The organism is Bacillus sp. MAG717A, assembly GCF_036884855.1.
GTDB lineage: Bacteria > Bacillota > Bacilli > Bacillales > Bacillaceae > Bacillus > Bacillus safensis.
The window spans coordinates 3395203-3409729 of the sequence record NZ_CP145733.1 but is presented as its reverse complement, the minus strand read 5'-3'; the positions used below and the strand labels follow the sequence as shown (position 1 = coordinate 3409729).

14 protein-coding genes and 1 pseudogene are annotated in these 14527 nt (G+C 39.9%); 12 read left to right on the top strand and 3 right to left on the bottom strand.

The annotated features are described in order from the left end of the window. Positions 1-136 precede the first annotated feature (136 nt). A complete protein-coding gene (locus V6Z54_RS17670; RefSeq protein ID WP_075611434.1) occupies positions 137-1045 on the top strand; it encodes a DMT family transporter in 909 nt (302 codons plus the stop codon). Between the two features lie 12 nt (positions 1046-1057). Here the strand turns inward: V6Z54_RS17670 and V6Z54_RS17665 are convergent, their stop codons facing one another. Beyond that, positions 1058-1249: a hypothetical protein gene (locus V6Z54_RS17665; RefSeq protein WP_041085125.1), complete on the bottom strand. Its 192-nt coding sequence runs from the start codon at positions 1247-1249 to the stop codon at positions 1058-1060. Between the two features lie 110 nt (positions 1250-1359). Here V6Z54_RS17665 and V6Z54_RS17660 point away from each other — a divergent pair, with 110 nt between their 5' ends. From V6Z54_RS17660 to V6Z54_RS17630, 7 genes and pseudogenes are all read left to right on the top strand, one after another. After that, entirely contained in the window at positions 1360-3576 is a 2217-nt protein-coding gene (locus V6Z54_RS17660; protein ID WP_338527552.1) for an RNA ligase, read from the top strand. A 64-nt stretch (positions 3577-3640) separates the two neighbouring features. Continuing rightward, a pseudogene (locus V6Z54_RS17655) lies at positions 3641-4349 on the top strand (DUF421 domain-containing protein). Positions 4350-4577: 228 nt separating this feature from the next. Further along, positions 4578-5156, top strand: a complete 579-nt coding sequence (locus V6Z54_RS17650) for a TetR/AcrR family transcriptional regulator (protein ID WP_039178892.1) — start codon at positions 4578-4580, stop codon at positions 5154-5156. Between the two features lie 21 nt (positions 5157-5177). After that, positions 5178-8321, top strand: coding sequence for a bifunctional cytochrome P450/NADPH--P450 reductase (locus tag V6Z54_RS17645; protein WP_338527551.1), 3144 nt, complete (start codon positions 5178-5180; stop codon positions 8319-8321). A 195-nt stretch (positions 8322-8516) separates the two neighbouring features. After that, positions 8517-9425: a trypsin-like serine protease gene (locus V6Z54_RS17640; RefSeq protein WP_041085128.1), complete on the top strand. Its 909-nt coding sequence runs from the start codon at positions 8517-8519 to the stop codon at positions 9423-9425. A 257-nt stretch (positions 9426-9682) separates the two neighbouring features. Further along, positions 9683-10063, top strand: coding sequence for a NucA/NucB deoxyribonuclease domain-containing protein (locus tag V6Z54_RS17635; RefSeq protein WP_241768888.1), 381 nt, complete (start codon positions 9683-9685; stop codon positions 10061-10063). A gap of 147 nt (positions 10064-10210) precedes the next feature. Beyond that, positions 10211-11059 carry an STAS domain-containing protein gene (locus tag V6Z54_RS17630; RefSeq protein ID WP_039178899.1) on the top strand — a complete coding sequence of 283 codons (849 nt, stop codon included), beginning with the start codon at positions 10211-10213 and terminating at the stop codon, positions 11057-11059. A 32-nt stretch (positions 11060-11091) separates the two neighbouring features. Here the strand turns inward: V6Z54_RS17630 and V6Z54_RS17625 are convergent, their stop codons facing one another. Next, the gene (locus V6Z54_RS17625) at positions 11092-11634 is read right to left on the bottom strand and encodes an IseA DL-endopeptidase inhibitor family protein (protein ID WP_041085130.1); all 543 of its coding nucleotides are present in this window, start codon (positions 11632-11634) and stop codon (positions 11092-11094) included. Positions 11635-11931: 297 nt separating this feature from the next. On the opposite strand from V6Z54_RS17625, the gene V6Z54_RS17620 reads away from it, so the two are divergent. Further along, positions 11932-12381 carry a hypothetical protein gene (locus V6Z54_RS17620; RefSeq protein WP_041085131.1) on the top strand — a complete coding sequence of 150 codons (450 nt, stop codon included), beginning with the start codon at positions 11932-11934 and terminating at the stop codon, positions 12379-12381. Between the two features lie 45 nt (positions 12382-12426). Here the strand turns inward: V6Z54_RS17620 and lexA are convergent, their stop codons facing one another. Then, positions 12427-13047 carry a transcriptional repressor LexA gene (gene lexA, locus V6Z54_RS17615; protein ID WP_024425129.1) on the bottom strand — a complete coding sequence of 207 codons (621 nt, stop codon included), beginning with the start codon at positions 13045-13047 and terminating at the stop codon, positions 12427-12429. A 159-nt stretch (positions 13048-13206) separates the two neighbouring features. On the opposite strand from lexA, the gene yneA reads away from it, so the two are divergent. From yneA to V6Z54_RS17600, 3 genes are all read left to right on the top strand, one after another. Next, positions 13207-13518, top strand: a complete 312-nt coding sequence (gene yneA / locus V6Z54_RS17610) for a cell division suppressor protein YneA (RefSeq protein ID WP_024425130.1) — start codon at positions 13207-13209, stop codon at positions 13516-13518. A 17-nt stretch (positions 13519-13535) separates the two neighbouring features. Further along, entirely contained in the window at positions 13536-14183 is a 648-nt protein-coding gene (locus V6Z54_RS17605; RefSeq protein ID WP_073979991.1) for a recombinase family protein, read from the top strand. A 69-nt stretch (positions 14184-14252) separates the two neighbouring features. Next, a complete protein-coding gene (locus V6Z54_RS17600; protein WP_024425132.1) occupies positions 14253-14483 on the top strand; it encodes a DUF896 domain-containing protein in 231 nt (76 codons plus the stop codon). The last annotated feature ends 44 nt before the right edge of the window (positions 14484-14527 follow it).

Sequence of the window (14527 nt, the reverse complement as noted above, 5' to 3'; positions counted from 1 at the left end):
AAAGGGGCGTTTTTTTTCATCCAAAAAGCTCACACCAGTTTAAAAAAATCATCTTGCCACTAGGTGAATGGACATAGTAAGATGACGACATACAAGATGAACTGTTCAACTACTGCTGATGTAAAGGAAGCTGTTAATGGAAATGAAGACAACTACTCAAACGAAATCAATTGCACTACCTCTTGTGATTTCAATTATTGCCATTTCGTTTTCTGCAATCATTGTGAAATGGTCAAATGCACCTGCTGCTATTTTAAGTATGTATCGAATGATCTTTGCGGCGGCTCTCATGCTGCCATTTATTCTGCCAAGAAAAAAAGAATTTCTCTCAATAAAACGCAGAGACTGGTTTTTCTTATGTATGTCAGGCTTCTTTTTAGGCCTCCATTTTGTGCTGTGGTTTGGCTCACTGAAGCTGACGACAGTGGCAAGCTCTACCATTATTATCGCTCTACAACCGATGGTGTCCTTATTAGGCGGATTCCTCATTTTCCGTGAACGAACGACGATGTCTGCTCTATTGACGATGTGTGCAGCGATCGTTGGTGCCCTCATGATAGGCTGGGGAGATATTGGTCATAGTAAGGAAGCCATCTTAGGAGATATTTTATCCTTTTTGAGTGTGATCGCTGTTGTTTGTTACTTGTTAATAGGTCAACAGGCTGTAAGAAAAATATCTCATTGGATTTATAGTTTTTGTGTATTTGGTTTTGCCGGTCTTTTTTTAATTTTATTCAATCTGCTTCATCAAACCCCTTTTATAGGTTATCCGGCTAAAGAATGGGGGATCTTTTTATTGCTTGCTATCATTCCCACTATGTCTCATGTCATTAATAATTGGCTTTTAACTTATGTTAATGCGACAACTATTTCAATGAGTATTCTAGGGGAACCTGTTGGGGCAACGATCCTTGCTGTATGGCTGCTTGGAGAGAAAGTCACGCTGTTTCAAATGCTTGGCGGTCTGCTTGTTCTTTTAGGTGTCTTTTTCTTTTTGATGCAGCAGCGTCAAGGAATCGTGATGAAAACAAAAAAATCCGGTTAACTCCCGGATTTTTTACTCTTTTAGATCGTTTTTTTCAATTACTTTGTTTAATCTTGCCTCGATTTTTTTCAATTCCATTCGTTTTCTTCTAATCATGCGAAACGCGATGACAATGATTGTCACAATAAAGGCAATGAACAGAAGAGAGAACACTTGAAATAGAAGATCTCCCATGTTGAATGCCATATTCTCTCCATTAAACATACGTAAAACCTCCTTTTCTATCTATATATTACCATAATCAATAAAAGATTGAGATTTATCCATAATTTATCTATAATAGGTAAAATATCACTCATTAAAGGAGAACCAATATGAGAACTTTAGTCCTTTTACGAGGTCTCCCAGGCGTAGGTAAATCAACATGGATCAAAGAACAAGGCTTAGAGCCTTACACTTTATCAGCGGATCAAATCCGGCTGTTAACCCAGCCGCCGCAGCTATCAGTCAATGGGAAACTAGACATTTCAAGCAAGCATGACCACAAAGTTTGGTCTTTATTATTCGATTTACTCACAGCCCGTATGGAGCGCGGAGACTTTACTGTGATTGATGCGACACATATTTCAAGCAAATCAATTTCTCAATATAAGTCTTTAGCGACATCGTATCGTTATAGGGTGTATGTCGTCGATTTCACGCAGGTGCCCCTTGAGACAGCTCTTTTACAAAATCGCTCACGTGAATCTCACAAAGTGGTGCGTGAATCTGTTTTGTATCAAATGAACGAGCGGTTAAAAACAGAAAAGGTCCCGTCATGGGTGACTGTTTTGAAGCCGGAGGAATATCCTCAAGTGATGACCTATCAGCCTCGATCCTTTGATCAATATGAGGCCATTCATGTTTTCGGAGATATTCACGGTTGTTACACCGCACTTACCACTTATTTGCAAGGAGATATCAAAGAAAACGAACTTTATATCTTTGCAGGTGACCTTCTTGATAGAGGAATAGAAAACAAAGAAGTATTAGAATGGATGCTTGCCCATAGAGAATGCCGGAATGTCATCGTCATTGAAGGCAATCATGATCAGCATTTATACCGGTTTGCACATGGTGAAAAAGTCAGAAGCAATATGTTTAACAGGCATACTGCGCCTGAACTCGAAGCAGCAGACTTTGATTTAAAAGAAGTACGAAAGTTTGTTAGAACCTTTCATCAGCTTACTTATTTTACGTACCATAATCAGACATTTCTTGTTACCCACGGGGGGCTTGCTCATTTGCCAGAAGAGCTTCTGCATGTCTCAACACAGCAGCTCATTCACGGCGTAGGAGAATATTCAGATGACATTGATCACTTGTTTGTTCAAAACACGGCTGGGCTGGATGTCATCCAAATTCACGGTCATCGCAATTTATACAGACTGCCAATTCACGCAGCGGAAAGATCTTATAACCTAGAAGGTCAGGTTGAATTTGGGGGGCAGCTGCGGGTGTTGAAAATCACGGCTGAAGGGATTGAGACTCATGAAATTGACAATCCAGTCTACAGGGCCTCTGAGAAAAAACAATCAGCTGCTGTTCAGCCAGATATTTCACTGGATGATTTTTTAGCTCATTTAGATCAGCATGAATATGTACAGGAATTAAAGCTTCCGCACCATATTTCATCTTTTAATTTTACGAAAAAGGCTTTTAGTGAGCGGCAGTGGGACGATGTGAATGTGAAGGCAAGAGGTTTGTTTGTCAACATGGTTTCAAAGCAGATTGTGTCTAGAAGCTACAATAAATTTTTTAACATTGATGAGCGTCCGGAGACAAGAATGCAGCATTTAGTGAACCATCTACAATTCCCTGTCACCGTATATGATAAAGCAAATGGATACTTAGGAACTGTTGGGTATAACGAAATGGAAGATGAATTGGTGTTTACGTCCAAATCGTATACATCACATGTGAAACAAAATCAGCATGCTTCCTGGGTCGAAGAGCTATTTTATAAGACCTTCGATGACGTGCAGGCTGACTACATCAAATCATACGTCCGTGACCACCATGTATCTCTTGTGTTTGAAGTCATTTTGCCAGAAAAAGATCCGCATATTATCACATATGAACAAGATCAACTCATTTTACTCGATATAGTGAAGCGGCAGTTAAGCTATGAAAAAGCACCATTCGCTGAAGTGAAAAGATTAAGAAAGCAGCTGGGAATATCCAGCAAGCAGGAAGTGGCTGTTTTCCATGATTGGACGTCTTTTTATAAATGGTACCAGGCGGTCTCTCATGATGACACAATTAAAGAAGAGGGATATGTCATTGAGGACGCTCGCGGCTTTATGACCAAACTCAAGCTCCCTTATTATCAATTTTGGAAGCAGATGCGCGGGATCAAGCAGCGCGTTGCAGAGAAGCGTTCCTCGCAAAAATATATGCATGCTTTGCAAACAGCGGAGCAAGCTAAGTTCTATACGTGGCTTCTTGAGCAAGAAGCAGATCAAGTGAGGAATAGCTCAATTATTGAACTGCGGTCACAATTTGAACAAAGCAGTACTGCCCAATTGAATAATGATGAAATAAATGCATAGTCTAACAAAGAGTCTTTTCTAAGGAAAAGGCTTTTTTTGATGCAAATGAAGGGTGGACACTTGCATGTCTGAACATATTGAAGTGATTCTTCGGACGATGTTTGCTTTTGCGATTTTATTTGGAGGAGCACGTCTTTTAGGGAAACAAACCATTGCGCAAATGAATATTTTGATTTTATAGCAGCCATCAGCTTAGGTTCAATTGCTGCAAACCTGGGGTTTAATACAACGCTGCCGCTACAGCACACAACGATTTCCTTTGTGTCACTTGTCATGATTATTTAAGTGATTTCCCTGATTGCATTAAGAAGCCGGAAGATGAGAGGGCTGATGGCTGGTAAACCAACTCTTGTCATACAAAATGGAAAAATTCTTGAAGGAAATATGAAGGGAATGAGATATACCCTTGATTATTTAAATCAGCAGCTGAGAGAAAAAGACATCTTTGATATTAGTGAAGTTGAATTTGCCATGATTGAAACAGATGGGCATATGTCAGTGAAAAAATACCCTTCGTTTGAAAATGTCACACGGAAGGATCTTCATTTATTCATGAAGGCAGAGCGTTACATGCCGATTGAAGTCATCATGGACGGGAAACTCATCCAAAAAAACATACATGAAAATCATTTAACAGAGCAATGGATAGAAGAAGAGCTTAAAAAAGGCAGCTGTCCTTAAAGGACATTGTTTATGCTGTCCATTCAAGTAATGGAAGCTTATATATTGATACATATGACGACCACATTCAGTCTCCAATCGATCAGGAATGAATGTGTAGTGCTGATGACACCTACATGACACACATTTGACAATCTTTATAAGTCCTTTGGCTGTCATCTGACTAGGTATCATTTCTCAATTATTATTATTTTCAGAAAATGTGGTGACGGAGTAAAATAAGTGTGTTTAAGTATAAATAGATGAAATTGAAATATTAATATAATATACCGCAAGCGGAATGAACGTTCATTCCTATATTTTTATAAGGAGGGGATGAAATGCCAGCAGTGACTGATAAACAAGAACAGATCATGAAAGCTTCGCTGGAGCTATTTATAGAACGAGGCTTTGATGGCACCACAATGCCGATGATTTCAAAAAGAGCAAACGTCGGAGCGGGCACCATTTACCGTTATTTCGACAGCAAAGAGGCACTCGTCAATATTTTGTACCAGCGCAGCCTCTCAGCATTTATCGAAAAAATGAACACAAACAGTCCGGATCCAAAGGTAAGTATTCGTGCGTACTTTAAGCATGTATTTTATTGCTTGGTTTTGTTTACAAAGGAGAATCCAAGCGGGCTGTATTTTTTAGAGATTGATAAACGGTCCCATTACTTAGACGAAACGAGCAAAGAGAAAATGCAGCATTTGTTACATGAGCTGTTCCTTATCTTTGAAGAAGGGAAAAAGGATGGAATTCATCCAAACCTCTCCGGCAGAACCATTTTATCGATTGTATTTGGTGCTTTTGTGCAGCTGCATAAACAAATTCTTGCAGAAGAAATAGAGCCAACAATTGAATTTTTAGAGGAGATTGAGCAATGTTTATGGCGCGCCATCAGCGTTGCATCATAAAGAGATAAAGGGAGTGGGCATATGAAGCAAACATCAATCATTCCAAAACCAAAAACATACGGACCTTTAAAAAATATTCCTCATATAAAAAAGGGGGAGCTTTCTCAAACTTTTTGGCGGCTGGCAGATGATTTAGGACCAATCTTTCAGTTTGAATTTTCAAATGCAACAAGTATTTTTGTTTCCAGCCATGAACTTGTCAAAGAAGTATTTGATGAGAGCCGTTTTGATAAATACATTGGGACTAGTCTCAGTAAAGTAAGAGCATTTGCAGGAGATGGGTTATTTACGAGCTGGACAGAAGAACCGAACTGGAGAAAGGCTCATCAAATCTTGATGCCGGCATTCAGCCAGCAGGCCATGAAGGGCTATCATGAGATGATGCTCGATATTGCCACACAACTCGTACAAAAATGGCAAAGAACAGGCCGCGATGAAGAAATTGTCGTAGCTGAGGATATGACAAAGCTGACTTTAGATACGATCGGTCTTTGCGGTTTTGATTTTCGCTTTAATAGCTTTTATAAAGAAAATCAGCATCCGTTCATTGAAAGCATGCTAAAAGGCTTAAATGAAGCAATGGAACAGTCGAGCCGATTGCCAATTGCCGATAAACTCATGTTCAAAAGAAGAAAAGAATTTGATCAACATGTCGATTTTATGAAACAATTAGTAGATGACATTATTCAGGAACGAAAAAAACAAGATAAAACAGGCGATGATTTACTATCCCTTATGCTGCATGCAGTGGACCCTGAAACAGGTGAACGTTTATCTGATGAAAATATTCGTTATCAAATCATCACCTTCTTAATTGCAGGGCATGAAACAACAAGTGGACTGCTATCCTTTGCGATTTATTTCTTACTAAAGAATCCAGAGAAATTAAAGAAAGCCGTCCAAGAAGCAGATGAGGTGCTGCAAGGCGGATTGCCGACATTTAAACAAGTGCAAAAGCTAAGCTACTCTCGTATGGTGTTAAATGAAGCCCTTCGCCTCTGGCCTACGGCGCCTACGTTCTCTCTTTATGCGAAAGAGGACACAGTAATCGGGGGAAAATATCCGATTCACAAGAATCAAAGTGTCTCTGTTCTGCTCCCTAAATTACACCGTGATCCAGCGGTATGGGGCGAGGATGCTGAAGAATTTAAACCAGAGCGGTTTACGCATCCTGAGAAAATCCCGCAGCATGCTTACAAGCCTTTTGGGAATGGACAGCGTGCATGTATCGGTATGCAGTTCGCCCTGCATGAAGCTACGATGGTTCTCGCGATGGTTCTGCATAATTTAGAGTTAATTGATCACACATCTTATGAGCTTGATTTAAAAGAATCTCTGACGATTAAACCAAACGATTTCAAAATCAAGGTGCGGCCAAGGAAGCAGCAATTCTTTATGGCACCACCGAAAGAAGAACCGAAAAAAAGCAACCAATCTGGTGAGTCAAAAGTGCCGAGTCACGGTACACCGCTGCTAGTTTTGTACGGATCGAATCTTGGCACAGCAAAGCAAATAGCGAACGAATTGGCGGAAGACGGGAAAGCAAAAGGATTCGATGTGACCACTGCGCCGCTTGATGAATATACACGCCAATTGCCAGATACAGGTGCTGTCCTCATCGTGACCGCTTCATACAACGGATATCCGCCTGACAATGCGAAGCAATTTGTGGATTGGCTGGCGCAGGATGAGGAGCAGGATTTATCAAACGTGACATTTGCGGTCTTTGGATGCGGAGATCGAAACTGGGCGAGTACGTACCAGCGGATCCCCCGTCTGATTGATGAGGCCCTTGAAAGCAAAGGAGCCAAACGTGTAGCTGATTTAGGAGAAGGTGATGCAGGCGGTGATATGGATGAGGATAAAGAAATCTTCCAGAAAACTGTCTTCGAACAGCTTGCAAAAGAATTTAAGCTCACCTTCCAAGAAAAGGGGAAGGAAAAACCAAACCTATCAGTTGCTTATACGAATGAGCTAGTGGAGCGTCCTGTAGCTAAAATATATGATGCCTTTTCAGCTGTTGTACTGAAAAATGAAGAATTACAATCAGAAAAAAGCACGAGGCAGACAAGACATATTGAATTGAAATTGCCTGCTGGAAAAGCATACAAAGAAGGGGATCATATCGGGATTGTACCGAAAAATAGTGATGCACTCGTTCAGCGTGTGACCCGCCGCTTTAAACTAAATCCAGAGCAGCATATTAAGCTTTCATCTGAGAAAGAGGCAAGTCATTTACCATTAGATCAGCCGATTCCAATCAAAGAATTACTCGCCTCGCATGTTGAGCTTCAAGAGCCTGCGACACGTACACAGCTAAGAGAGCTCGCAGCACATACGGTATGTCCGCCTCACCGCGTGGAGCTTGAACAAATGGCTGGTGAAGCATATCAAGAAGCCATTTTAAAGAAACGAGTAACCATGCTGGATTTATTAGATCAATATGAAGCGTGCGAGCTGCCGTTTGTACACTTTTTGGCGCTTTTACCAGGTTTGAAACCGCGTTATTATTCGATCTCTAGCTCGCCTAAGGTAGAAGAAGAAAAAGTCAGTATCACAGTAGCAGTTGTAAAAGATAAAGCGTGGAGTGGCAGAGGAGAATATGCCGGAGTTGCCTCAACCTATTTATGTGGTCTAAAAGAAGGAGAAGAAGTAGCCTGCTTCCTGCATGAAGCGCAAGACGGCTTCCAGCTGCCTCCTTCATCAGACATACCGATGATCATGATCGGACCAGGTACAGGAATTGCTCCATTTAGAGGATTTGTTCAGGCAAGAGAAGTGTGGCAGAAGGAAGGGAAGCAGCTAGGCGAAGCCCACTTATATTTTGGCTGCCGTCACCCTCAGGAAGATGATCTATATTTTGATGAAATGCAGCTTGCCGCGCAAAACGGAGTTGTCCATATCCATCGTGCTTATTCTCGTTACGATGAGCAAAAAGTATATGTCCAGCATTTGTTGAAAGAAGACGGCGGCATGCTCATCGAATTGCTTGATCAAGGAGCTTATCTGTACGTGTGCGGAGACGGAAAAGTCATGGCCCCAGATGTAGAGGCTACACTAATCGATCTCTATCAAAAAGAGAAACAATGCTCGAAGGAAACAGCTGAAAATTGGCTGACAGCCCTTGCAAATGACAATAGATATGTAAAAGATGTGTGGAGCTGACAAAGAGGAAAGACCGCCAATTAGGCGGTTTTTTTCTGTTCACATAGAAAGAGATCGATAGAATTGAAGGTTGGGAAGATACAAAACACCTAATTTAAAAATGAAATATTTTGTAAAAAATAAGAATATTCTCTCATTTACTCCAATATGAAACAATCGTATGATTTTTGATATAGGACATAAAGGAGGAATATGATGAAAAAGGTGAAAATGTTACTCCCTTCTCTTCTCGTTTTTGGTGCTTTAAGTGTGCCTAGTTTTGCCCATGCCACATCGGATTCAGTACTAACGTCTGATTATGACATGGTGACTTCTGATGGAAAAGTAATTTCTTCAAGTGATTTCCACAATGATACGAAAGCCCCCTCATCCTTTGACAAAGTGGATGATCTTTCTTCTACTGTTGGCGAAAAAGTAAAACCACTATCAAAATATTTAAAAGATTTTCAAACAAAAGTCGTCATTGGAGACGATGGTAGAACCAAAGTAGCAAATACAAGAGTAGCACCATACAATTCGATTGCTTATATTACATTTGGCGGCTCCAGCTGTACGGGAACACTCATTGCTCCTAACAAAATTTTGACAAACGGACACTGCGTATATAATACGGCATCGAGAAGCTATAGTGAAAAAGGAACCGTATATCCTGGTATGAATGATAGTACTGCGGTGAACGGTTCAGCAAAAATGACTGAGTTCTATGTGCCAAGCGGGTATATTAATACTGGTGCAAGTCAATATGACTTTGCCGTCATCAAAACCGATACGAACATTGGCAATACGGTCGGCTACCGATCCATCCGCCAGGTGACAAACTTGACTGGGACAACCATTAAAATCTCAGGATATCCTGGTGATAAAATGAGATCGACTGGCAAGGTGTCACAGTGGGAGATGTCGGGTCCTGTGACGAGAGAAGATACGAATCTAGCATACTATACGATTGATACATTCAGCGGAAATTCAGGTTCTGCCATGCTAGATCAGAACCAGCAAATCGTTGGAGTTCATAACGCTGGGTATTCAAACGGAACGATGAATGGCGGTCCAAAAGCGACAGCTGCCTTTGTTGAGTTTATAAACTATGCGAAAGCGCAATAAAAAATAGAGCTTGTTTCCTTCATAGGGGACAAGCTTTTTTGTATGAATCGATTTAATAGAGGATTCATTTTTTACCTGTGGATTTGAGATTGAGAGCTTCATCAATTTTTTCACATGTCATTCGCGAACCACTCATACATTAAAATGTCACATTTCCTTTAAGTCAAAATCATGCTTGAGATGGATGAGGAGGTCACGCGCTTTTGAAGATGAAAAGAGCCTGGATCGCTGCTGTCGCCTTATGTTTTGTGATATGGATGGGTATGTTGTTAGGTGGATTTGGAGAGAAGCAGGCAGCAAAAGGGGCTGATCGATATGATTATGTCGTTCAATTTCCAAAGGAAAGGTACCCTGAAACAGGCAGTCATATTCAAGAAGCCATTCGAAAAGGGCATTCAGATGTGTGTACCATTGATCGAAATGGAGCAGATGCCCGCAGGCAAGAATCATTAAAAGGGATTCCGACAAAACCTGGCTTTGACCGGGATGAATGGCCAATGGCGGTTTGTCTTGAGGGAGGAAAAGGCGCAAGCGTTCAATATGTCAGTCCATCTGATAATAGGGGAGCAGGCTCATGGGTCGGACACCAAATCAGCGGATTTCCTGATGGGAAAAGAATATTATTCATTGTGAAATAAATCTAGAAAGAGTCTCCTTAGAGTGGGAGGCTCTTTTTGTTTATCATCAGAGCGTATCCGAGCTGGCAGGGAAAAAAGATTCAGTGGTACAATCAATCTATAAGGTACAAAGACTGACAAGAAGAAAATGTGAAGGGACATTTACTTATGGATAAGAACCGTGCATTATACGATTTTTTTATGCAGCATGCAGAGAAGCTGACTGAAACATGGTATGAATCAATTGAGGACGATGATCCAGAATCGATATATCGTTCAACAGATTCCAGCATCATTGCAGAGCTAAAACGGCAAAATCAAGATTATTACCAGCATTTTATACGAGCTATTATTGAAGACAAGACATATTTACATACTGAATTTAAAAAGTGGTCTGAGGATTTAGCCAGTGACCCGAAGCATTTAAATACACCATTAGATTATGTCGTAAGAGAATACATGTCTAATCAAAGAGTCGTTCTGCATTACTTAAAAGAATTTATTAAACAGCGTCAAGGTGACATTGATATTGACCGCATTTTTTATTGGTATGATTTAATTTCCGAAGCGTTTAATATTTCAATCCATGTGTTTATCCAGCAATATGTGAAAAATACAACGAAGAAGCTTGTGGCTCAAAGAGATATGATTTATGAATTGAGTTCACCGGTGATTGTTTTAAAAAGCCAGATTGCGTTGTTGCCTTTAGTAGGTGATATTGACACAGCGAGAGCAAAGATTATTTTAGAAAATACGCTAAAACAGTGCTCGCAAAAAGGGGTTCAGCATTTATGTATTGATCTATCTGGTGTTGTCATTATTGATACAATGGTGGCTCATCAAATCTTTGATCTTGTCACATCACTTCGGTTAATTGGAGTAGAGACGACCATTTCAGGAATTAGACCAGAAATTGCTCAAACAGCAGTACAGCTCGGGCTTCCTTTTAATGAATTCCGCACGGCATCATCACTTGCTCACGCGCTGGACCGCATGACTGAATTTTCTCCAATATAAAAACCAGGCCGATGAGAGGCCTGGTTTTTTATTTAGATGACAGCGTCAATTTGTGTGACTTTCCAATCTTTTTGTACTTTTTCGTACGTAACAGTTCGTTTTACTTTGCGTCCATCAAGTGTTGGGACAGTAAATTCATATGTGCGGACTGTTTGTTTCTTAGAAACAAGTTTAGGTGTGGCTTTTTCCCAATTGAGCATGTTGTCTCCGTCACCGACTGGAACAGCCATTTTGCCTTTATGAACAATGAACTGATAATCTTTTAAACCATGTTTGATGGCATCTTGAGTGAACACCTGAGATAGGTAGCTGTTTAATTTTTTCTTTGTATCAAATGTTTTAGAAAGATAGTTGTATGTCATATCTTTATAGGTAAATGATTTTAATTTGTAATTAGAATGTTCTTTAACTTTGTAGCCTGACATTGCACTCCAAAAGTGTTCTCTTGCATCAAGGGCAATATGTAACGCTTCTTTATTTGTCAAAGCGGCTGATTTCTTGGAAGCGGCCAATGTTGTAGTTTGTAATGAGATCATAAGCATAATAGCAGTTAATAAAACAAATAATTTTTTCAAGGCAATTGCCTCCTTTTCTCAATGAAAACTTCTTATGTTACAAATGTTACAATAATTACAGTGATATTACAAGTATTAAATCTAAATGATTTTTATTTCTTATGTTTCTAATTATATAACGTTTGAGGGAGACAAAAAGTTTTCATTTTTTTTTATTTTTCTTCTTAATGATTATTTAACCGTTCTAAAGAAGAACGAAACGTCTTTTGGAAAAATTTCTATTTAGACGTTTAACACACTTTTTTTATTTATGACATATACTGTCGTGATGAATGTCTAAAGAAAGTGGTGTTTATTATGTATCATCCGTATGAAGGTGTGTGGAATGGGTACTCATATGATAGGCAGATGCAAGGATTTCCCTCTGTTGGTATTCCTCAAGGTGGAGGGTTTCCTGGGTTTCCGATCGGAGGAGGAGGTACTTGGCCAGGGCAAGGTTCAGGCGGACACTCAGCACCGCCGGCACCGCCGCAGCATATCATTTCGCAGTATCAGCAAGCACTCTCTCAGCCACAAAGTATGCAGTCCCTTATATCTGGGCAAGGTGTTGGCGGAGGCCATCAAACTGTACAATTTGCAGCGGGATGTAATAGAAGATGGACAATTGTGCTTTTGAGAAACGGTCAAGTATTTTTAATGTATATCCTTTCTTCACAGCCATTTGGTCGAACTACTGGCTTTATATGGCCGAACTTTACATTTGGTTCCTTCCCAAGTTCAAGTATTCTTGCCTATTCTTGTGCATAAGAAAAAGCCGGTTCTCATCAGCAGCTGATGAAATACCGGCTTTTTTTAATGAATATTTCGAAATACGCCAATCACTTTACCTAGTATACTCACATTCTGTAAAATAATCGGTTCCATTGATGGGTTCTCTGGCTGTAATCTAAAGTGTGTATCTTCTTTATAAAAGCGTTTCACTGTCGCTTCATCTTCCTCTGTCATGGCGACAACAATATCTCCATTGTTAGCGGTGCTTTGCTGACGCACAATGACATAGTCCTTGTCCAAAATACCTGCATCAATCATACTTTCTCCCATAATTTCAAGCATAAATACTTGTTCATCTGGTGCTGCAAAAGTCTCTGGAAGAGGGAAGTATTCTTCTACATTCTCAACAGCTGTAATAGGAAGGCCGGCCGTTACTTTTCCGATGACTGGAACGTTCATTACAGCACTCTTTGGAATATTCATTTCTTCTTCATCAAGTACTTCGATCGCTCTAGGTTTTGTCGGGTCTCTTCTAATTAAGCCCTTTGTTTCTAGTCTAGCTAAATGTCCATGGACCGTTGAACTGGATGCTAGACCGACAGCTTCTCCAATTTCACGGACGGATGGGGGATAACCCTTGCTTTTTACTTCATCTTTGATGAATTTCAGGATATCGAGTTGTCTTTTTGATAGCTTCGTCATCTTTTGCACCTCAAAACGTCAATTTTAAAGAAATTATAGCATGTTTTTCCTAATAGTACAAACATAGGTTCGAAAAAAACGTTTGACAGAAACGTTTGTTCGTATTTATAATGAGTGACAGAAAGAGCGAACACATATTCTGTTAGGAGAGATGACATTATGAGGTTAAAAGAATCTATTATTTTTATTGGGGTATTCTCATTCATCGTTGGCATATTTCTCTCACTTATTGCAGTCACAAGCCATAATGATTCAAATCAGTATGTTAAAATAGAGGTTCAATCAGGTGATACTCTTTGGGGGTTAGCTGATCAAGTAAACGACAGCAAATCAATCGACAAAAATGCATTTATTGACTGGGTGACAGAACACAATGATCTTGCTTCAACTGAAATCCAGCCTGGAGACATTCTTGTCATACCCGTCAAAAAAGAGCATCCAGTCGTATATCAACTTGCAACAGTACAGTAGAAAGGTCGATTTTAGACATGAACGCAATCATTTATGCGAGAGTAAGCACTGTCAAAGAAGAGCAGGAAACCTCGCTGAAAAGACAAGAAGAAGAACTGCTAGCGTTAGCTGCCATGCACAAGATGAATGTGGTCAAAGTCATCAAAGAAAAAGCGAGTGGATATGATCTAGATCGTGATGGTGTGTTTGAAATGCTTGCTGCACTGAAGGAAGAGTCAATCGATGCCGTTCTGATCCAGGATGAAACTCGTCTTGGAAGAGGACAAGCAAAAATTGCACTTCTTCATTGTCTATTTAAAGAGAACGTAAAGGTATACAGCGTGTTTCATAGAGGAGAGCTTGAGCTTTCAGAAGCAGATGAAATGGTCATTGAGATTGTAGGAGTCGTAGAAGAGTATCAACGGAAAATTCATAACCTGAAAATCAAGCGGGGAATGAAAAGGGCAGTTGAGCGCGGATATCAGCCTGAACTGAATTTAAGGCAGCAGGACCATGCACCTGGCCGTGAGCGTATTGAAGTGCCGATTTCAGAAATTGTTCGATTAAGAAAAAACAACATGACATTCGCCGAAATTGCCGCCACTCTTCAGGCATTAGGTTTTGACATTTCAAAAGCAACGGTGCATAGAAGGTATCAAGAATATGAAAAAGGCCTTACCACCTAAAGCGTGATTTGTTGTCAAAATGATTGATATTTAGTAGTATGTAGAGAAAATGCTTTAAAGGAGTTTGTCATGATTTCTAAAGAACAGCTTGCAAGAATAAATGAGCTTTCAAAAAAGTCGAAAGAGACCGGTTTATCAGACGCTGAAAAAACAGAACAAAAGCAGTTGAGAGAAGAGTATTTGAAAGCTTTTCGTTCTTCTATGAAAAATACACTTAAAACTGTCAAGATTGTTGATCCTGAAGGAAACGATGTAACACCAGAAAAATTAAAAAGAGAAAAAGATCAGAACCTTCATTAAGGCTGTGATTTCTTGAATTTTGAAAAGATGGGAAGGATATTCTC

Bases quoted from the DNA above. Each gene is read 5' to 3' on its own strand.
- V6Z54_RS17630 (WP_039178899.1), top strand. From the start codon at position 10,211: ATGGATAAGAACCGTGCATTATACGATTTTTTTATGCAGCATGCAGAG.
- V6Z54_RS17640 (WP_041085128.1), top strand. From the start codon at position 8,517: ATGAAAAAGGTGAAAATGTTACTCCCTTCTCTTCTCGTTTTTGGTGCT.
- V6Z54_RS17665 (WP_041085125.1), bottom strand. From the start codon at position 1,249: ATGTTTAATGGAGAGAATATGGCATTCAACATGGGAGATCTTCTATTT.
- V6Z54_RS17645 (WP_338527551.1), top strand. From the start codon at position 5,178: ATGAAGCAAACATCAATCATTCCAAAACCAAAAACATACGGACCTTTA.
- V6Z54_RS17605 (WP_073979991.1), top strand. From the start codon at position 13,536: ATGAACGCAATCATTTATGCGAGAGTAAGCACTGTCAAAGAAGAGCAG.
- yneA (WP_024425130.1), top strand. From the start codon at position 13,207: ATGAGGTTAAAAGAATCTATTATTTTTATTGGGGTATTCTCATTCATC.
- V6Z54_RS17670 (WP_075611434.1), top strand. From the start codon at position 137: ATGGAAATGAAGACAACTACTCAAACGAAATCAATTGCACTACCTCTT.
- lexA (WP_024425129.1), bottom strand. From the start codon at position 13,047: ATGACGAAGCTATCAAAAAGACAACTCGATATCCTGAAATTCATCAAA.
- V6Z54_RS17650 (WP_039178892.1), top strand. From the start codon at position 4,578: ATGCCAGCAGTGACTGATAAACAAGAACAGATCATGAAAGCTTCGCTG.
- V6Z54_RS17660 (WP_338527552.1), top strand. From the start codon at position 1,360: ATGAGAACTTTAGTCCTTTTACGAGGTCTCCCAGGCGTAGGTAAATCA.
- V6Z54_RS17600 (WP_024425132.1), top strand. From the start codon at position 14,253: ATGATTTCTAAAGAACAGCTTGCAAGAATAAATGAGCTTTCAAAAAAG.
- V6Z54_RS17635 (WP_241768888.1), top strand. From the start codon at position 9,683: ATGGGTATGTTGTTAGGTGGATTTGGAGAGAAGCAGGCAGCAAAAGGG.
- V6Z54_RS17620 (WP_041085131.1), top strand. From the start codon at position 11,932: ATGTATCATCCGTATGAAGGTGTGTGGAATGGGTACTCATATGATAGG.